Source organism: Microbacterium sp. MYb72 (genome assembly GCF_002979415.1).
GTDB lineage: Bacteria > Actinomycetota > Actinomycetes > Actinomycetales > Microbacteriaceae > Microbacterium > Microbacterium natoriense.
Window position 1 is genome coordinate 13,414 of the sequence record NZ_PCOT01000013.1, and the last position, 19,081, is coordinate 32,494.

A 19,081-nucleotide genomic window follows, 5' to 3' on the forward strand; every position below is an offset into this window, starting at 1 on the left:
CCGGCCTCGATGTCCGTGGTCCCGCCTACGCTGGAGGTATGCAACCCACGCGCAGTGTCCGTCCGTTCGAGGTCATCAGCGAGTACGTCCCGGCCGGTGATCAGCCGAAGGCGATCGCCGACCTCGCCGCGCGGATCAACGCGGGCGAGACCGACATCGTGCTGCTCGGCGCAACAGGCACCGGAAAGTCGGCCACGACGGCGTGGCTCATCGAGCAGGTGCAGCGTCCGACTCTCGTGCTGGCGCACAACAAGACGCTCGCGGCGCAGCTCGCCAACGAGTTCCGTGAGCTCATGCCCAACAACGCCGTCGAGTACTTCGTCTCGTACTACGACTACTACCAGCCAGAGGCCTACGTGCCGCAGACGGACACCTTCATCGAGAAGGACTCGTCGATCAACTCCGAGGTCGAGCGGCTGCGGCACTCGACGACGAACTCGCTGCTCAGCCGTCGCGACGTCGTCGTGGTGTCGACCGTGTCGTGCATCTACGGCCTCGGCGCCCCGGAGGAGTACCTCCGTGCCATGGTCGCCCTGCAGGTGGGGGAGCGCTACGACCGCGACGCCCTGATCCGCCAGTTCATCGCGATGCAGTACAACCGCAATGACGTCGACTTCTCCCGCGGCAACTTCCGGGTCCGCGGCGACACGATCGAGATCATCCCCGTGTACGAGGAGCACGCGATCCGCATCGAGCTCTTCGGCGACGAGATCGAGGCGCTGTACTCCCTGCACCCGCTCACGGGCGAGGTCATCGAGAAGCTCGACGCCGTGCCGATCTTCCCCGCATCCCACTACGTCGCCGGCACCGACGTCATCCAGCGCTCCATCGGCACGATCGAGGCGGAGCTGGAGGAGCGGCTCGCCGAGTTCGAGAAGCAGGGCAAGTTCCTCGAGGCCCAGCGCCTGCGCATGCGGACGACCTTCGACCTCGAGATGCTGCAGCAGCTCGGATTCTGCTCCGGCATCGAGAACTACTCGCGCCACATGGACGGGCGCGAGGCCGGGGAGCCGCCGCACACTCTGCTCGACTTCTTCCCCGACGATTTCCTCCTGGTCATCGACGAGTCGCACGTCACCGTGCCGCAGATCGGCGCGATGTACGAGGGCGACGCCTCGCGCAAGCGCACGCTCGTCGATCATGGCTTCCGTCTTCCGAGCGCCATGGACAACAGGCCGCTGCGGTGGGACGAGTTCAAGAACCGCATCGGTCAGACCGTCTACCTCTCGGCGACCCCGGGCAAGTACGAGATGGGCATCGCCGACGGCGTGGTCGAGCAGATCATCCGCCCCACCGGGCTCGTCGACCCGCACATCATCGTGAAGCCGTCGAAGGGGCAGATCGACGACCTCCTCGAGGAGATCAGGATCCGCGCCCAGAAGGACGAGCGTGTCCTCGTCACCACCCTCACCAAGAAGATGGCCGAGGAGCTCACCGACTTCCTGGGCGAGCACGGGGTGCGCGTGCGCTATCTGCACTCCGACGTCGACACGCTCCGACGAGTGGAGCTGCTCAGCGAGCTCAGGGCGGGCGTCTACGACGTGCTGGTCGGCATCAACCTTCTTCGCGAGGGTCTCGACCTGCCAGAAGTGTCGCTGGTCGCGATCCTCGACGCCGACAAGGAGGGCTTCCTCCGTTCGGGGACCTCCCTGATCCAGACGATCGGGCGCGCAGCCCGCAACGTCTCCGGCGAGGTGCACATGTACGCCGACAACATGACCGACTCGATGGCCAAGGCGATCGAGGAGACCGATCGGCGCCGCGACAAGCAGATCGCGTACAACACCGAGCACGGGATCGACCCGCAGCCGCTGCGCAAGCGGATCGCCGACATCACCGAGGTCCTCGCCCGCGAAGGGGCCGACACGGCCGACATGATGTCGAGTCGAGGACGAGCCACGGGCAAGGGCAAGTCGCCGACGCCGAACCTGCGACGCACGGGCATCGCCGCCGAAGGAGCGCTGCAGCTGGAGGCGACCATCCAGGATCTCTCCGATCAGATGCTGGCCGCCGCCGGAGAGCTGAAGTTCGAGCTCGCCGGGCGGCTTCGCGATGAGGTGCAGGATCTGAAGAAGGAGCTGCGCGCCATGGAGCGCGCCGGACACGCCTGATCGGCGGAGATCTGGACAGAGAGCGCGAGAGGGCACGACCTCTCGCCGGCTCGACGAGGAGAGGCACGCGATGGACGCGGCAGGAGAAGAGCTCGCCGATCGCATCCGTGCGCTCATGGGAGCGGATCCGTCGATCGAGGAGAAGCGGATGTTCGGAAGCCGGGCTTTCCTGATGGACGGCCGCATCCTGGTGGGTGCGCGCAAGGGCGGGGTGCTGCTGGTGCGGGTGTCGGAGGAGCAGGGCGCCGCGCTGGCGGTGAGGCCGGGAGTCGCCCGGGCCGTGATGGGCGCCAAGACGATGAGTGCGAGCTGGCTGGACGTCGACGCCGTCACCGTGGCCGATGACGACGCTCTCATGTTCTGGATCGACGCCGCCAGGGAGGACTCGACGGGTCGCCCGTGAACGGAACGTCCTGCGAGAGGGCGCGCGAGTTCAGGGGCAGTGCATGAGGGGCTTCGGGCCCGAGCGGTCGATCTCGTGCTCCGTCATCGGCGCGCCGCACAGCGGGCACGCACGTTCGGCGCGTTCGGCGGCGCTGGGCGGCGGCGTCTTCTCGTACGGGCCCACCGAGGCGGGGCCGGCGAAGCGGATCAGGTTCGTGTTGAACCAGGCGTAGAGACCGCCCGCCTCGCGGATGCGGGTGCGAAGAGGAGCGCGATCGGAGTTCGTTGCCATGTTTATTAGTGTACTAACTATTAGTGCCTATGTATACTCGGAGCCGTGACGGCATCCGATGACCTGCTCAAGCTCGAGAACCAACTGTGCTTCGCCGTGGTCACGGCCGCGCGCAACGTGGTGGCGATCTACCGTCCGATCCTCGAGCCCCTCGGCCTCACGCACCCGCAGTATCTCGTCATGCTCGCGCTCTGGGAGCGGGCGCCTCGCACCCTCGCCGACCTCGCGGCCGATCTCGCCATGGAGCCGGCCACCGCGTCGCCGCTGGTCAAGCGCCTCGAGGCGGACGGACTCGTCACCCGACAGCGCAGCCCGCAGGACGAGAGGCGGCTGGAGATCGCGCTGACGGATGCCGGCGCCGCACTGCGGGAACGGGCTCTCGACGTTCCGCATCAGGTCATGGCCGCCGTCGACATGGACATCTCGCAGGTGTCCGTCTTGAGAGACGGCCTGTCGGCCTTCGCGGGTCGGCGCGTCACAGAGCTGTCCGGGGCCTAGCCTCGGCGGTGCTCCGCCACGGAGGAGTAGCGCACCGTGGCTGCCGGCGGAGCCGATGTCCGTGGCCCCTCGTAGACTTGACCGGTGCCTATCGTCCCGGTTGCAACCCCAGGAAAACTCAGTGTTCGCGGTGCCCGCGTGCACAACCTCAAGAACGTCGACATCGACATCCCGCGCGACTCCCTCGTCGTGTTCACCGGCCTGTCCGGCTCTGGGAAGTCCAGCCTCGCGTTCGACACGATCTTCGCAGAGGGGCAGCGTCGCTACGTCGAATCGCTGAGCGCGTACGCGCGCCAGTTCCTCGGGCAGGTGGACCGCCCAGACGTCGACTTCATCGAGGGGCTGAGCCCCGCGGTGTCGATCGACCAGAAGTCGACCAACCGCAACCCGCGCTCCACCGTCGGCACGATCACCGAGATCTACGACTACATGCGTCTGCTGTGGGCGCGCATCGGCATCCCGCACTGCCCGGAGTGCGGAGAGAAGATCCAGCGTCAGACCGTGCAGCAGATCGCCGACCAGCTCATGGAGCTCCCCGAGCGCACCCGCTATCAGATCGTCGCGCCGGTCGTCTCGCAGAAGAAGGGCGAGTTCGTCGACCTGTTCCGCGAGCTGGGAGCCAAGGGCTACTCGCGCGCGATCGTCGACGGCGACCTGATCCAGCTCGCCGAGCCGCCCACGCTGAAGAAGAGCTACAAGCACGACATCGCCGTCGTCGTCGACCGCCTCGTGGCCGCCGATGACATCCTCGGCCGCGTCACGGACTCCGTCGAGACCGCCCTCGGTCTCGCCGGCGGGGTCGTGCAGGTCAACTTCGTCGACGAGGAGGGCGACGACGCCTGGCAGTCGTTCTCGGAGAAGCTCGCGTGTCCCAATGGCCACGCGATCACGCTCACCGAGATCGAGCCGCGGACCTTCTCGTTCAACGCGCCGTTCGGCGCGTGCCCCGCGTGCTCGGGTCTCGGCACGCGAATGTCGGTCGACATCGATCTGATGCTCGGCGATGAGGAGCTCTCGATCCGCGAGGGCGCCATCATCCCCTGGACAACACAGGGCAAGGGGCTGTTCCAGTACTACGAGCGGCTTCTCGAGGGGCTCGCGTCCGACCTCAACTTCTCGCTCGACACGCCCTGGCAGGATCTGCGCGTCGACGTGCAGGATGCGATCCTCCGCGGTGAGAACTACAAGGTCACGGTCAAGTGGAAGAACCGGTACGGCCGCGAGATGCGCTACGCCTCCGGATTCGAGGGCGTCGTGCCCTACATCGAGCGGCAGTACGCGCAGGCGGAGTCCGACACGCAGCGGGCCCGCTGGGGCGAGTACCTCCGCGAGGTGCCGTGCCCGGTGTGCGACGGCAACCGCCTCAAGCCCGAGGTTCTCGCGGTGCAGGTGCACGGGCACTCGATCGCCGAGGTCTCGCACCTCAGCCTCGCCGATGCGCGTGAGTTCATGGGCACTCTCACACTCACCGACCGCGAGGCGAAGATCGCCGCGCAGGTGCTGCGCGAGATCCGTCTCCGCCTCGACTTCCTGCTGCAGGTGGGTCTCTCCTACCTCAACCTGAGCCGATCCGCAGGGTCGCTCTCCGGCGGCGAGGCGCAGCGTATCCGGCTCGCGACGCAGATCGGCTCCGGCCTCACCGGCGTGCTGTACGTGCTCGACGAGCCGTCCATCGGACTGCACCAGCGCGACAACCGTCGGCTCATCGACACGCTGCTCAAGCTCCGCGATCTCGGCAACACCCTCATCGTCGTCGAGCACGATGAGGAGACCATCGAGGCGGCCGACTGGGTCGTCGACATCGGCCCCGGCGCCGGCGTCAACGGAGGAGAGGTCGTCCACTCCGGGCCGTACTCCGCGCTGCTGAGCGAGTCCGCGTCGATGACGGGGGAATACCTCTCCGGACGCCGCGAGATCCCCGCCCCGAAGAAGCGCCGCAAGATCGACAAGAAGCGGATGCTGAGCGTCGTCGGAGCGCGGGAGAACAACCTCAAGAACGTGAACGCCGATTTCCCGCTCGGCCTCCTCACCGCCGTGACGGGCGTGAGCGGTTCGGGGAAGTCGTCGCTCGTCAACGACATCCTGTACCAGGTGCTCGCCTCGCGACTCAACGGAGCGCGCACGGTCCCCGGCAAGCACACCCGCGTCTCCGGCCTCGACAACCTCGACAAGGTCGTGCATGTCGACCAGGCGCCGATCGGGCGCACCCCGCGGTCGAACCCGGCGACGTACACGGGCGTGTTCGACCGCATCCGCACGCTGTTCAGCGAGACGCCGGAGGCGAAGGTGCGCGGCTACCAGCCCGGGCGCTTCAGCTTCAACGTCAAGGGCGGACGCTGTGACGCCTGCTCTGGCGACGGCACGATCAAGATCGAGATGAACTTCCTCCCCGACGTCTACGTCGACTGCGAGGTGTGCCACGGCAAGCGGTACAACCGCGACACCCTGGCCGTGCACTACAAGGGCAAGAACATCGCCGAGGTGCTCGAGATGCCGATCGCCGAGGCCGCCGAGTTCTTCGAGCCGATCCAGGCGATCCACCGCTACATGAAGACGCTGGTCGACGTCGGCCTCGGCTACGTGAGGCTGGGGCAGTCCGCGACCACCCTGTCGGGCGGCGAAGCGCAGCGCGTGAAGCTCGCGACCGAGCTCCAGCGTCGCAGCAACGGACGCAGCATCTACGTGCTCGACGAGCCGACGACCGGTCTGCACTTCGAAGACGTCCGCAAGCTGCTCGAGGTGCTGAACGGACTCGTCGACAAGGGGAACACGGTCATCGTCATCGAGCACAACCTCGACGTCATCAAGTCGGCGGACTGGGTCATCGACCTCGGCCCCGAGGGCGGCTCGGGCGGTGGTGAGATCCTCGCGGTCGGCACGCCGGAGCAGATCGCCCGCGTCGAGGAGAGCCACACCGGTCAGTTCCTCGCGGAGATCCTCGGCGACGGGCGGGCGGCTCGGAAGGCCAGCTGATGGCCGACGTGCTGCCGTACAAGCCGCGGACCGGTGAGATCCCCACCGACCCCGGCGTGTACAGGTTCCGCGATGCGGAGGGGCGCGTGCTCTACGTCGGCAAGGCGAAGAACCTGCGCCAGCGTCTCTCGAACTACTTCGCCCCGCTGCGCACCCTGCATGAGCGCACCAGGCGGATGGTGACGACGGCGGCGTCGGTGGAGTGGACGGTCGTGTCGACCGACGTGGACTCCCTGCAGCTGGAGTACATGTGGATCAAGGAGTTCGATCCGCCCTTCAACGTGCGCTACAAGGACGACAAGTCCTACCCCTTCATGGCGGTGACCCTTGGAGACGAAGCTCCTCGCGTGATCGTGACCCGCAACCGCAAGATCGCCGGCGCGCGCTACTTCGGTCCGTACCCCAAGGTGTGGGCCGTGCACGACACGATCGACCTGATGATCAAGGTCTTCCCCATCCGCACGTGCAGCGACGCCAGCTACAAGCGCGCCATGCAGACGGGGCGTCCCTGCTTCCCCGGGCAGATCGGCAAGTGCGGCGGACCGTGCTCGATGACAGTCACGATCGAGGAGCACCGTGCCATGGTCGACGACTTCGTCGCCTTCATGGCCGGGGGCGATGAACGGTTCACGAAGGACCTGACGGCGAGGATGCTCGCCGCATCCGCGGCCATGGACTACGAGGCGGCGGCGAAGTACCGCGACCGGCTCTCGGCGATCGAGGCCGTGCTCGGCAAGAGCGCTCTCGTGCTCTCGCCCGACGAGGACGCCGACCTGTTCGGGATCGCGGAGGACGAGCTGTCGGCGGCTGTGCAGCACTTCGTCATCAGAGGCGGTCGGGTGCGAGGCGTCAGGGCGCTGGCGCTCGACAAGGAGATCGACATCTCCGGTGCGGAACTCGTCGATCAGGTGCTGCAGCGCGCCTACGGCGATGCCCAGGACGTGCCCCGCCGCATCCTGGTGCCGACGCTGCCCGACGACGCGGCGGAGCTGGAGCTCTGGCTCAGAGAGCGCCGCGGCAAGAAGGTCGAGATCGCCGTCGCTCAGCGAGGGCAGCGTGCCGACCTCATGCGCACGGCGACGCTGAACGCGCAGCAGGCGCTCATCAGGCACAAGACCAGACGCACCAGCGACTACGTCGCCCGCACGCAGGCGCTCACCGATTTGCAGGACGCCCTGGGAATGGCGGATGCTCCGCTGCGCATCGAGTGCTACGACATCTCCCATCTGAGCGGCACGAACGTCGTGGCGTCGATGGTCGTCTTCGAGGACGGACTCCCGCGCAAGGACCAGTACCGCTCGTTCAACATCGCAGAGACGACCGACGACACCGACTCGATGTACCAGGTGCTCACCAGGCGCCTCGCCTACCTCGACAGGCCGGAGCCACTGGAGGAGACCGAGGGTGAGGAGACGACCGGGCGCAGGAAGCCGCGTTTCGCGTACCCGCCGCAGCTCCTGCTCGTCGACGGCGGCCAACCGCAGGTGGAAGCCGCCGCACGGGCGCTCCGCGACTCGGGGCACACCGAGATCGCGGTCTGCGGCATCGCCAAGCGCCTGGAGGAGATCTGGCTGCCCGGCGAGGACTTCCCGGTGATCCTCCCGCGCACGAGCGAGTCCCTGTACCTTCTCCAGCGTCTCCGCGACGAGGCGCATCGCTTCGCGATCACGCACCAGCGCAAGCGCCGTCGCAACGACATCACGACGATCCTCGCCGAGGTCCCAGGGCTCGGCGCTGCCCGCATCAAGGTGCTGCTCAAGCACTTCGGTTCGGTCACCGCGCTGCGTGCGGCGCAGCCGGGGGAGATCGAAGAGGTCCAGGGCATCGGCCCCGTGCTCGCACAGAGCATCCACACGCATCTCTCCACTCGCTAGGCTGGTGACGGCGGGGGAGAAGGAGCAATGATGGCAGACGGGGACAAGGGCGAGTTCCTCATCGTCACGGGGATGTCGGGCGCGGGGCGCACGACTGTCGCGAACGCACTCGAGGACCTCGGCTGGTACGTCGTCGACAACCTCCCACCGCAGATCCTGCGGCCCCTCCTCGACCTCACCGACATGGGCGGTGATGCGCTTCCGAAGATCGCCGCCGTGGTCGATGTCCGCGGTCGCAACCTCTTCGACGACTTCCCCGGGGTCGCGCGTGCGCTGCGCTCGCGAGGATCCGTGCGTGTGCTGTTCCTCGACGCCTCCGACGACGTGCTCGTGCGTCGATTCGAGTCGGTCCGCCGTCCGCATCCGCTGCAGGGCGACGGCACGCTGCTCGACGGCATCCGCATCGAGCGCTCGCGTCTCGCGGCGATCCGCGAGGCGGCTGATCTCGTGATCGACACGTCCTCGCTGAACATCCATCAGCTCGCGACCCAGGTGTCCGACCTGTTCTCCGAAGAGGGCGCCGCCCGCCACCGCGTGACGCTGATGAGCTTCGGCTTCAAGTACGGCCTGCCCACCGACGTCGACCTCGTCGCCGACATGCGCTTCCTGCCCAATCCGTTCTGGAACGAGGAGCTCCGCGGACAGACCGGTCAGGATGAGGCGGTGCGCGACTACGTGCTCTCGCGGGAAGGGGCGACGGAGTTCCTCGACGCCTACACCGCCGCCCTCACGCCGGTCCTCGAGGGCTACCAGCGTGAGAACAAGAGCCACTCCACCGTGGCCATCGGATGCACCGGCGGAAAGCACCGCTCGGTCGCGATGGTGGAGGAGCTCGCTCGACGCCTCGCGGCGGTCCCCGGAGTCGCCGTCAACGTGCGTCACAGAGACCTGGGCCGGGAGTAGCCGAGCCGCAAAGCCGGGTAGGCTGGAGGTTTGCGTCGCGACCCGGCGCGTGAACGTGAAGGAGTCCCGTGGCACTAACCACCGACGTCAAGGCTGAGCTGGTCAGCATCCGCAATGCACCCCCCACGGTGCGTGTCGCGGAGGTCACCGCCATCCTCCGGTTCGCCGGCGGGCTGCACTCGATCGCCGGCCGGGTGGCCGTCGAAGCCGAGGTGGATGCGGAGGTGCTCGCACAGCGCGTCGCCAGGGACCTCGCGGAGATCTATGGCGTGCGCCCGGAGATCGCCCAGGTGCAGTCGAGCACCGCGAACGACGGCGCCCGCTGGGCCGTGCGCGTGATCGCCTCGGGGGAGACCCTCGCACGCCAGACCGGTCTCCTCGACCAGCGCCGTCGCCCCGTGCGCGGCCTGCCGAACCGTCTGACCACCGGCTCCCGCGCAGAGGTCTCCGGGCTGTGGCGCGGAGCGTTCCTCGCTGCGGGCACGCTCAGCGAGCCCGGCCGTTCCGCGATGCTCGAGGTGTCCTGCCCCACGTCCGAGGCAGCCATGGCCCTCGTCGGCGCCGCACACCGTCTCGGCGTCGCCGCGAAGGCCCGCGAGGTCCGCGGGATGCCGCGCGTCGTCGTCCGCGAGGGCGAGGCGATCCGCACGATCCTCAGCGAGATGGGCGCTCAGCGCACCGCCGTCGCCTGGGAGGAGATGCGTCAGCGCCGCGAGGTGCGGGCTGGCGTGAACCGCCTCGTGAACTTCGACGACGCGAACCTCCGCCGCTCCGCGCAGGCCGCCGTCGCCGCCTGCGCGCGCGTGGAGCGCGCACTGGAGATCCTCGCCGATGACGTGCCCGACCACCTCAAGGTCGCCGGCGAGCTGCGCCTGGCGCACCGCGATGCGAGCCTCGACGAACTCGGCCACCACGCCGAGCCTCCCATGACGAAGGATGCCGTCGCAGGGCGCATCCGCCGACTCCTCGCGATGGCCGACAAGCGCGCGCAGCAGGAGGGCATCCCCGGAACCGAGGCCGCCGTGCCGGCAGGACTCGACGTCTGATCACACGACCGACGAAAGAGAGCTGACCCCCGACGGGGTCGGCTCTCTTTCGTCATACGGCGGAAGGAACGGGTCCTTCGCCGCGTTGTCGTCAGTAGGATGAAAAGCGTCCGCTCCGCACCGCACTTCGGTGGCGCGGAGGATCGGCAAGCGCCGCGGCGCGGCGCGGATTGGATGAAAGCGAAATGGCGACCTACACGCTCCCCGACCTTCCGTACGACTTCGCAGCCCTCGAGCCGCACATCAGCGGCAAGATCATGGAGCTGCACCACGACAAGCACCACGCGGCCTACGTCGCCGGTGCCAACGCCGCGCTCGACGGTCTCGCTGAGGCCCGTGAGACCGGAAACCTCGCGAACGTGAACAAGCTCGAGAAGGACCTCGCGTTCAACCTCGGCGGTCACGTCAACCACTCCATCTTCTGGACCAACCTGTCGCCGAACGGCGGAGGCGAGCCCGAGGGCGAGCTCCGCGCCGCCATCGACGAGTTCTTCGGCTCCTTCGAGAAGTTCCAGGCGCACTTCACCGCGAACGCCCTCGGCATCCAGGGCTCCGGCTGGTCGGTGCTGAGCTGGGACTCGATCGGACAGCGACTGATCATCCAGCAGCTGTTCGACCAGCAGTCGAACACGGCTCAGGGTACGGTCCCGATCTTCCAGCTCGACATGTGGGAGCACGCCTTCTACCTCGACTACCTGAACGTGAAGGCCGACTACGTCAAGGCCGCCTGGAACATCGCGAACTGGGAGAACGTCGCACAGCGCTTCGACATCGCCCGTGAGAAGACCGCTGGCCTGCTGGTACTGTCGTAAACAAGACGGGCGTCCCGATGGACTCTTCGCCCGTCGGGACGCCGTTGTCCATGCTCTCTCTAGTTGAAACCGCGCGCGAGCGCATAAGAAATCAGGAGACCTGAGTGTCTGTCAAGATCGGTATCAACGGCTTCGGCCGCATCGGACGCAACTACTTCCGCGCGGCTCTCGCGCAGGGGGCTGACCTCGAGATCGTCGCGGTCAACGACCTCACCGACAACAAGACGCTGGCGCACCTGCTGAAGTACGACTCGGTCGGAGGCGTCCTCGACGCCGACATCAGCTACGACGACGACAGCATCACCGTCAACGGCAAGGAGATCAAGGCGTTCGCTGAGCGCGACCCCGCCAACCTCCCGTGGGGCGAGCTGGGCGTCGACATCGTCATCGAGTCGACCGGCTTCTTCACCAAGGCGGAGCTGGCCAAGAAGCACATCGAGGCCGGCGCCAAGAAGGTCCTGATCTCGGCTCCCGGCACGGGTGTCGACGGCACGTTCGTCATGGGCGTGAACGAGGACACCTACAACCCGGAGACGGATCACATCATCTCCAACGCCTCCTGCACCACCAACTGCCTCGCGCCGCTGGCTCAGGTGTTCAACGACGCGTTCGGCATCGACCGCGGCTTCATGATGACCGCGCACGCCTACACGGCCGACCAGAACCTGCAGGACGGCCCGCACGGCGACCTGCGCCGCGCACGCGCCGCAGCGATCAACATCACCCCGGCCTCCACCGGTGCCGCCAAGGCGATCGGCGAGGTGCTCCCGGAGCTCCAGGGCAAGCTGAGCGGCTCGTCGTACCGCGTTCCGGTTCCCACCGGCTCGATCGTCGACCTCACGCTGATCACCGACCGCGAGGACCTCACGGTCGACGAGGTCAACGAGGCCTACAAGAAGGCCGCTGCCGAGGGTCGCCTCGCCGGCTACCTGCAGTACAACGAGGACCAGATCGTCTCCAGCGACATCGTGCACAACCCGCACTCCTCGATCTTCGACGCGACGCTGACCAACGTCAGCGGCAACCTCGTCAAGGTCTCGAGCTGGTACGACAACGAGTGGGGCTACTCCAACCGTCTCGTCGACCTGACCGAGTACGTCGCCGAGCGTCTCTGAATCTCAGACACATGACTCTGCGCACCCTGGACTCACTGGGTTCGCTCGAGGGCAAGCGCGTCATCGTCCGTTGTGACCTGAACGTCCCCCTGCGGGACGGGGTCATAACGGACGATGGCCGTGTACGCGCCTCGCTGCCGACCCTCAACGCCCTCATCAACGCCGGCGCCCGCGTCGTCGTCTGCTCGCACCTCGGTCGTCCCGACGGTGCACCCGACCCGCAGTACAGCCTGGAGCCGGTCGCGCAGCGACTGTCCGAGCTGCTCGGCGCTCCGGTCGCGTTCGCGCGCGACACGGTCGGCGAATCCGCGAAGGATGCCGTCGCCTCGCTCGAAGACGGCGGCGTCGTCGTCATCGAGAACCTGCGGTTCAACGCGGGGGAGACTTCCAAGGACGACGAGATCCGCGGCGCGTTCGCGGCGCAGCTCGCCGAACTGGGCGACGTCCTCGTCTCCGACGGCTTCGGCGTCGTGCACCGCAAGCAGGCCAGCGTCTACGATCTCGCCGAGATCCTGCCGTCGGCCGCCGGTCTGCTGATCGCTGCCGAGCTCGATGTGCTCGACCGCCTCACCGAGAACCCGGAGCGTCCGTACGCGGTCGTCCTTGGCGGCTCGAAGGTCAGCGACAAGCTCGGCGTCATCTCGCACCTGCTCCCGCGCGTCGACCGCATCCTCGTCGGAGGCGGCATGCTGTTCACCTTCCTCAAGGCTCAGGGTCACGACGTCGCCTCGAGCCTCCTGGAGGAGGACCAGCTCGACACCGTTCGCGGATACATCGCCGAGGCGGCGGAGCGCGGAGTCGAACTCGTGCTCCCCACCGACGTCGTGGTGGCGTCGGCCTTCGCCGCGGATGCCGCGCATGAGATCGCCGCAGCCGACGCGATCGAGGACACCGCATTCGGCGCCTCGGGAATCGGCCTCGACATCGGCCCGGAGACCGCCGCGCGGTTCGCCGAGGTCGTACGCGGCTCGAAGACGGTGTTCTGGAACGGCCCGATGGGCGTGTTCGAGTTCCCCGCCTTCGCCGGTGGCACCAAGACCGTCGCCCAGGCTCTCACCGAGGTCGACGGACTCAGCGTCGTCGGCGGCGGCGACTCCGCTGCGGCCGTGCGCCAGCTCGGCTTCGCCGACGACCAGTTCGGTCACATCTCGACCGGCGGCGGCGCCAGCCTCGAGTTCCTCGAGGGCAAGAAACTACCCGGACTCACCGTCCTGGGATGGGAGTGACATCGTGGCGACGAACAAGCGCACCCCGCTGATCGCGGGAAACTGGAAGATGAACCTCGACCACCTGCAGGCGGTCGCCTTCGTCCAGAAGCTGCACTGGACGCTGAAGGACGCGAAGCACGAGGACGGGTCCGTCGAGGTCGCGGTCTTCCCTCCGTTCACCGACATCCGCAGCGTGCAGACGCTGATCGACGCCGACAAGATCCCGTTCGCCCTCGGCGCGCAGGACGTCTCGGCGCACGACTCCGGCGCATACACGGGCGAGGTCTCGGGCGCGTTCCTGGCCAAGCTCGACGCGAAGTACGTCATCATCGGGCACTCCGAGCGTCGTGAGTACCACGCGGAGTCGGACGATGTCGTGGCCGCGAAGGTGAAGGCCTCGCTGAAGAACGGACTCGTTCCGGTCATCTGCGTCGGCGAGACCGCGGAGGACCTCGAGAAGTTCGGTGCGAGCGCGGTTCCGGCCGGGCAGCTGGAGGCAGCGCTCCAGGGCGTCTCGAAGGATGCCGACATCGTCGTGGCCTACGAGCCGGTCTGGGCCATCGGCTCCGGCCAGGCGGCGACGCCGCAGCAGGCGCAGGACGTCTGCGCCGCTCTGCGCGGTGTGATCGCGAAGGTCCTCGGCGACGAGGCCGCCGCGCGCACGCGCATCCTCTACGGCGGTTCGGTCAAGTCGGCGAACATCGCCAGCTTCATGCGCGAGCCCGATGTGGACGGCGCTCTGGTCGGCGGGGCGAGCCTCGTCGTCGACGAGTTCGCCGCGATCATCCGGTTCGAGAAGCACGTCGGAGTGTGAGTTGTGGCGGGGCTCCGGCCCCGCCGCACCGTATACTTGACCGTTACGGGGGCAGTCGTGCCCCAGCGAAAGGCTCTTCCTCGTGGAAATTCTCGAGTTCGTCCTGCAGGTCGTGCTGGGCATCACCAGCGTCCTGCTGACCCTCCTCATCCTGCTCCACAAGGGTCGCGGCGGCGGCCTGTCCGACATGTTCGGCGGAGGCATGTCCTCGGCGGTCGGCTCGTCCGGTCTGGCCGAGCGGAACCTCAACCGCTTCACGGTCGTCCTGGCGCTGGCCTGGTTCGTGGCGATCGTCGCGCTCGGCCTCATCACCAAGTTCGAGGTGATCTGATGGCTACCGGCGGCAACGCGATCCGAGGCACCCGGGTCGGCTCCGGCCCGATGGGCGAGCAGGACCACGGCTATCACGCAGACCGCATCGCGGTCTCCTACTGGGACGGACTCGGCAACGAGACCGTCCGCTACTTCGCCGCAGGTCTCCCCGAAGAGGAGATCCCGGAGATCATCGATCATCCGCAGTCGGGTCTGCCGGCCGGTCGAGACAAGGAGAACCCTCCTGCTCTCGCCAAGACCGAGCCCTACAAGACACACCTGGCGTACGTGAAGGAGCGACGCACCGACGAGGAAGCCGTTCAGCTCCTCGAGGACGCGCTCACCCAGCTGCGCGAGCGCCGGGGTCAGTAAGAGCCCGGTTCCTTCGCGAGAGGCCGCCATGACGATCCGTCGTGGCGGCCTCTCGCGTCGTCGGGCTCGGTCCACGGTCAGGTCGGTGCGGTCACCGGCAGCCGGTGGCGGCGTCGATGTACGACTGCGGGGGATAGCCGTAGGCCCAGACCCCGTTCGCGTCGTCCGTGTACCCCATGCTGATCGCCCAGGCCGTCGCCCACTTCTCGATGCTGTCCTGGGTGGACGAGTCGTACATGTCCTCGCACTTGACGCTGATCGCGTGGCCGACCTCGTGCGCGACGAGCGACTTGCTGCTGTAGGAGGGCCACCGTTCCGCCACCGAGTTCGAGAGCTCGATCACCGCGCGTCCTGGCGTGTCCCACCACCAGGTGGTGAGTCCGCCCATGCTCCCGCTGCCTCCGGCTCCGCTGACGATGGGGTTCCAGTCGAACTCCAGGAGAACGCCGGGCGCCAGCGAGCGCGCGAACGCCTCGATCTCCAGCCGTTTCGACAGCAGTGGTCCCGCCTTCTCGGCCAGTTCGGCCTGCTCGGACGAGACGACCAGGGCGGCGGCGCTCTGCAGGGAGGCGAGCGACGTCGCGGCGCTGGCATCGATGCCGGTCGCCGCGGACGCCTTCGCCGCCGCGTCGCGGAGAGCGATCACCGCATCGTTCTTCGCCGAGGGATGCGCGGCCTCGAATCCGACGGCGGTCGATGCCGCCGTCGTGAGCAGTGTCAGACCGGCATCCGACAGCGCGGTCTGCGCCTCGTCGATCGCCGGAGTCTCATCGGCGAGGTCGTCCGCCAGATCGTCGAGACCGTCGCGGTCGCCTGCGAGCCGATCGGACGCGGCGAAGAGCTCCCAGAACCAGGCGGGCTTCTCGCCGGGCTCGGGGATGCGCGAGTCCAGGACGTCCTCCGCGTCGGATGCGGCGGCCTCCGCTCCGGACACGGCGGCGGCGAGCGCGTCTTTCGACGCGGAATCCACCAGAGTCCCGTCATCGCTCTGGAGCAGCTGGGAGGCGAAGTCGGTGGTCGACTGCAGGTCGTTCGTGTCCGCTCGCACCTCGGCGATGGTCTCGCGTGTCGTCTGCACGGCGGCGTCGTACCGCTCGGCGGCGTCGTCGTAGCTCAGATTCGCACCCAGCTGAGCCGCGGCGAGTCCGCCGGCGACGATGAGAGCTCCGACGACCCCGAGCACCAGTCCCGTGCGCCTTCTCCTCGGACGGGTCGGGGCGACGGGCGCACTGGAGAAGAGGAGCGGAAGCTCATGTGCGCCGCGCAGAGGGGAGTCCGGGTCGGTCACGGCATCCCTCCCTGTAGAAAAGGTCCTCGCCGTGGGCGAGGACCTGATCAGATCGAGGGGGTGACGGGAATCGAACCCGCGCAATCAGTTTGGAAGACTGAGACTCTACCATTGAGCTACACCCCCGACGCGGGCCATTGCTGGCGCCGCACCGACTCATCGATCATAGCGGACAGTCAGGGGTGCTCTTGTCCGTTAGACTCGATGGGGCTGAATCTGCGCGCGGATTCCCCGGGGCGTAGCTCAGTTTGGTAGAGCGCCCGCTTTGGGAGCGGGAGGTCGCAGGTTCAACTCCTGTCGCCCCGACACGGCTTTCTCAAGCCTCAGCGCCGCGATTCAGCGCGGAAACTACAAGGAGAACAAACCAGCATGGCGAACAGCACCGTCGAGAAGCTGACCCCGACCCGGGTCAAGCTCAGCATCACGGTCACCCCGGAAGACCTCAAGCCCAGCATCGCCCACGCCTACGAGCACATCGCTCAGGACGTGCAGATCCCCGGCTTCCGCAAGGGCAAGGTCCCTGCTCCCATCATCGATCAGCGCATCGGCCGCGGTGCGGTCATCGAGCACGCGGTCAACGAGGGCCTCGACAAGTTCTTCCGTGACGCCACGGTCGAGCACAAGGTCCGCGTCGTCGGCCGCCCGTCGGCCGAGATCACGCAGTGGCCGAACGAGAAGGACTTCTCGGGCGACCTGCTCGTGGACATCGAGGTGGACGTCCGCCCCGAGATCGAGCTGCCCTCCTACGACGGCATCACCCTGACGGTCGACGCCGTCGAGGCCGACGACGCCGCTCTCGACGAGGAGCTCGAGAACCTGCGCGCCCGCTTCGGCACGCTCGTCCCCGTCGACCGCCCCGCAGCGAAGGGCGACTTCGTCGAGCTCGACCTGGTCGCCACGATCGACGGCGCCGAGATCGACCGCGCGGAGGGCGTCTCCTACGAGGTCGGCTCCGGCGAGCTGCTCGAGGGCATCGACGACGCGATCGAGTCGCTCACCGCCGGTGAGGACACGACCTTCCGCTCCGCCCTCGTCGGCGGCGACCACGCCGGCTCCGAGGCCGAGGTCTCCGTGACCGTCAAGGCCGTCAAGGAGCGCGAGCTCCCCGAGGCGGACGACGACTTCGCGCAGATCGCCAGCGAGTTCGACACGATCGCCGAGCTCCGCGCGAGCCTGGCCGAGCGCGTCTCGCAGCAGGGCGTCTTCACGCAGGGCTCCGCCGCTCGCGACAAGCTCGTCGAGACGCTGCTCGAGAAGATCGAGATCCCCGTTCCGCCGCAGCTCATCGAGGACGAGGTGCACAACCACCTCGAGGGCGAAGGCCGCCTCGAGGACGACGTGCACCGTGCCGAGGTCACCGAGGCGAGCGAGAAGCAGTTCCGCACGCAGGTGCTGCTCGACACCATCGCCGAGCAGGCTGACGTACAGGTCTCGCAGGAGGAGCTCTCGCAGTACCTCGTGCAGTCCGCTGCGCAGTACGGCATGGCGCCGCAGGAGTTCGTCGAGGCGCTGCAGTCGTCGAACCAGCTGCCCGCGCTCGTCGGCGAGGTCGCCCGCAACAAGGCCCTCGCGATCGCCCTGGGCAAGGTCAAGGTCGTCGACACCAACGGCAAGGCTGTGGACCTGAGCGACTTCGTCGTCGTCGACGACGAGACTTCGGACGAGGAGGCTCCCGCCGAGGAGAAGCCCGCCAAGAAGGCTCCCGCCAAGAAGGCTCCGGCCAAGAAGGCTCCGGCCGACAAGGCCGACGCCGCCGCGGAGGACAAGCCCGCCGCGAAGAAACCGGCTGCCAAGAAGGCTCCGGCCAAGAAGGCCGCCGACAAGGCTGAGTGATCGAACGATCACGAGAAGGGGCGGATGCTGCGGCATCCGCCCCTTTTTCATCACCGGAAGGACAGGGCATGAAGAGCTGGGACCAGCGGATCGACGACGTGTGGGATGACGCCTCGGGCGAGGAGGTCGGCGACGAGACCATCGCACGCATCGACGCACTCGCCGCGGAGCGCGGGGAGGACGATGCGCGAGCGGAGTTCGAGCGCGCGGGGGCGCGGGATTCGGCGGGGCGTCCTGCCGAAGCCGTGGTGCTCTACCGTCGCGCGCTCGAGCTCGGCCTCGATGAGGAGCACCACCCGCAGTGCGTGATCCAGCTGGCGAGCTCCCTGCGCAACCTGGGAGAGTACGACGATGCTCTCGCCGTGATCACGGCGGAGGAGGAGCGCTCGCCCGACGGACCGTATCGGGATGCCGTGGCGACCGTGCACGCGCTCATCCTCGCGAGCGCGGGGCAGCCCGCACGGGGCCTCTCGGTGGCGCTGCTCGCCCTCGTTCCGCACCTGCCGCGCTACCACCGCTCCATGACCGCGTACGCCCACGAGATCGCCGACGCCGACACCTGATATGCCGACGGCGAACACGGCCTGAACGCCGCGTTGTCGCCGGTAGATTCGAAATCACTGAAACACGGAATCAGGAGCTGACATGGCTGCAGAACCCCTCCTCGCGACGAGCGTCTTCGACCGTCTGCTGAAGGACCGCATCATCTGGCTGGGGTCGGAGGTGCGCGACGAGAACGCCAACGAGATCTGCGCGAAGATCCTTCTTCTCGCCGCAGAGGACTCCGAGAAGGACATCTTCCTCTACGTCAACTCGCCCGGTGGCTCGATCACCGCGGGTATGGCGATCTACGACACGATGCAGTTCGTCCCGAACGACATCGTCACCGTCGGCATCGGCATGGCGGCGTCCATGGGGCAGCTGCTGCTGACCGCCGGCACCAAGGGCAAGCGGTACATCACCCCGAACGCCCGTGTGCTGCTGCACCAGCCGCACGGCGGCTTCGGCGGAACGTCGAGCGACATCCAGACGCAGGCGCAGCTCATCACCTCGATGAAGAACCGCCTCGCGGAGATCACCGCGGCGCAGACCGGCAAGTCGGTCGAGCAGATCAACGCCGACGGCGACCGTGACCGCTGGTTCACGGCTCAGGAGGCGCTCGAGTACGGCTTCGTCGACCACATCCGCGAATCGGCTTCCGACGTCATCGGCGGCGGCGGCACCGAGCAGGACTCCAAGTAAGCGG

18 protein-coding genes and 2 tRNA genes are annotated in these 19,081 nt (G+C 67.7%); 17 read left to right on the forward strand and 3 right to left on the reverse strand.

Annotated features, from left to right (window positions below; all coding sequences use genetic code 11):
• The first annotated feature begins 38 nt into the window (after window positions 1-38).
• Both uvrB and CQ047_RS09010 read left to right on the forward strand, forming a co-directional pair.
• Window positions 39-2,111 carry an excinuclease ABC subunit UvrB gene (gene uvrB, locus CQ047_RS09005; RefSeq protein ID WP_105674403.1) on the forward strand — a complete coding sequence of 691 codons (2,073 nt, stop codon included), beginning with the start codon at window positions 39-41 and terminating at the stop codon, window positions 2,109-2,111.
• 70 nt (window positions 2,112-2,181) lie between these two features.
• Entirely contained in the window at window positions 2,182-2,514 is a 333-nt protein-coding gene (locus tag CQ047_RS09010; protein WP_258132565.1) for a TfoX/Sxy family protein, read from the forward strand.
• 30 nt (window positions 2,515-2,544) lie between these two features.
• Here CQ047_RS09010 and CQ047_RS09015 read toward each other — a convergent pair whose 3' ends face one another.
• Entirely contained in the window at window positions 2,545-2,787 is a 243-nt protein-coding gene (locus CQ047_RS09015; RefSeq protein WP_105674405.1) for a hypothetical protein, read from the reverse strand.
• A 45-nt stretch (window positions 2,788-2,832) separates the two neighbouring features.
• On the opposite strand from CQ047_RS09015, the gene CQ047_RS09020 reads away from it, so the two are divergent.
• The 11 genes from CQ047_RS09020 to CQ047_RS09070 all read left to right on the forward strand — a co-directional run bounded on the left by CQ047_RS09020 (window position 2,833) and on the right by CQ047_RS09070 (window position 14,714).
• Entirely contained in the window at window positions 2,833-3,285 is a 453-nt protein-coding gene (locus CQ047_RS09020) for a MarR family winged helix-turn-helix transcriptional regulator (RefSeq protein WP_105674407.1), read from the forward strand.
• Between the two features lie 84 nt (window positions 3,286-3,369).
• Window positions 3,370-6,258 (forward strand): excinuclease ABC subunit UvrA, encoded by a 2,889-nt coding sequence (gene uvrA / locus CQ047_RS09025; RefSeq protein WP_105674409.1) that lies wholly within the window; start codon window positions 3,370-3,372, stop codon window positions 6,256-6,258.
• Window positions 6,258-8,132: an excinuclease ABC subunit UvrC gene (gene uvrC / locus CQ047_RS09030; RefSeq protein ID WP_105674411.1), complete on the forward strand. Its 1,875-nt coding sequence runs from the start codon at window positions 6,258-6,260 to the stop codon at window positions 8,130-8,132. The genes uvrA and uvrC overlap by 1 nt, the downstream gene beginning before the upstream one ends.
• A gap of 30 nt (window positions 8,133-8,162) precedes the next feature.
• A complete protein-coding gene (rapZ, locus tag CQ047_RS09035; RefSeq protein ID WP_105674546.1) occupies window positions 8,163-9,035 on the forward strand; it encodes an RNase adapter RapZ in 873 nt (290 codons plus the stop codon).
• A gap of 68 nt (window positions 9,036-9,103) precedes the next feature.
• Complete coding sequence (whiA, locus tag CQ047_RS09040) at window positions 9,104-10,081, forward strand: DNA-binding protein WhiA (protein WP_105674413.1); 978 nt, start codon at window positions 9,104-9,106, stop codon at window positions 10,079-10,081.
• Window positions 10,082-10,266: 185 nt separating this feature from the next.
• Window positions 10,267-10,893 (forward strand): superoxide dismutase, encoded by a 627-nt coding sequence (locus tag CQ047_RS09045; protein WP_105674415.1) that lies wholly within the window; start codon window positions 10,267-10,269, stop codon window positions 10,891-10,893.
• A 104-nt stretch (window positions 10,894-10,997) separates the two neighbouring features.
• Window positions 10,998-12,008, forward strand: a complete 1,011-nt coding sequence (gap, locus tag CQ047_RS09050; RefSeq protein ID WP_105674417.1) for a type I glyceraldehyde-3-phosphate dehydrogenase — start codon at window positions 10,998-11,000, stop codon at window positions 12,006-12,008.
• Window positions 12,009-12,019: 11 nt separating this feature from the next.
• A complete protein-coding gene (locus tag CQ047_RS09055) occupies window positions 12,020-13,234 on the forward strand; it encodes a phosphoglycerate kinase (protein ID WP_105674419.1) in 1,215 nt (404 codons plus the stop codon).
• A gap of 4 nt (window positions 13,235-13,238) precedes the next feature.
• Window positions 13,239-14,030 (forward strand): triose-phosphate isomerase, encoded by a 792-nt coding sequence (gene tpiA / locus CQ047_RS09060; protein ID WP_105674421.1) that lies wholly within the window; start codon window positions 13,239-13,241, stop codon window positions 14,028-14,030.
• A gap of 82 nt (window positions 14,031-14,112) precedes the next feature.
• The gene (gene secG, locus CQ047_RS09065) at window positions 14,113-14,361 is read left to right on the forward strand and encodes a preprotein translocase subunit SecG (RefSeq protein ID WP_067352826.1); all 249 of its coding nucleotides are present in this window, start codon (window positions 14,113-14,115) and stop codon (window positions 14,359-14,361) included.
• Window positions 14,361-14,714, forward strand: coding sequence for an RNA polymerase-binding protein RbpA (locus tag CQ047_RS09070; RefSeq protein WP_105674423.1), 354 nt, complete (start codon window positions 14,361-14,363; stop codon window positions 14,712-14,714). The genes secG and CQ047_RS09070 overlap by 1 nt, the downstream gene beginning before the upstream one ends.
• 91 nt (window positions 14,715-14,805) lie before the next feature.
• Here the strand turns inward: CQ047_RS09070 and CQ047_RS09075 are convergent, their stop codons facing one another.
• A complete protein-coding gene (locus CQ047_RS09075; protein ID WP_146114308.1) occupies window positions 14,806-16,002 on the reverse strand; it encodes a hypothetical protein in 1,197 nt (398 codons plus the stop codon).
• Between the two features lie 55 nt (window positions 16,003-16,057).
• Window positions 16,058-16,128, reverse strand: a tRNA-Gly gene (locus CQ047_RS09080).
• Window positions 16,129-16,234: 106 nt separating this feature from the next.
• Here CQ047_RS09080 and CQ047_RS09085 point away from each other — a divergent pair.
• From CQ047_RS09085 to CQ047_RS09100, 4 genes are all read left to right on the forward strand, one after another.
• Window positions 16,235-16,308, forward strand: a tRNA-Pro gene (locus CQ047_RS09085).
• Between the two features lie 63 nt (window positions 16,309-16,371).
• Window positions 16,372-17,835 carry a trigger factor gene (tig, locus tag CQ047_RS09090; protein WP_105674427.1) on the forward strand — a complete coding sequence of 488 codons (1,464 nt, stop codon included), beginning with the start codon at window positions 16,372-16,374 and terminating at the stop codon, window positions 17,833-17,835.
• A 68-nt stretch (window positions 17,836-17,903) separates the two neighbouring features.
• Window positions 17,904-18,398, forward strand: a complete 495-nt coding sequence (locus CQ047_RS09095) for a tetratricopeptide repeat protein (protein WP_105674429.1) — start codon at window positions 17,904-17,906, stop codon at window positions 18,396-18,398.
• 82 nt (window positions 18,399-18,480) lie between these two features.
• A complete protein-coding gene (locus CQ047_RS09100; protein ID WP_105674431.1) occupies window positions 18,481-19,077 on the forward strand; it encodes an ATP-dependent Clp protease proteolytic subunit in 597 nt (198 codons plus the stop codon).
• Window positions 19,078-19,081: the final 4 nt, after the last annotated feature.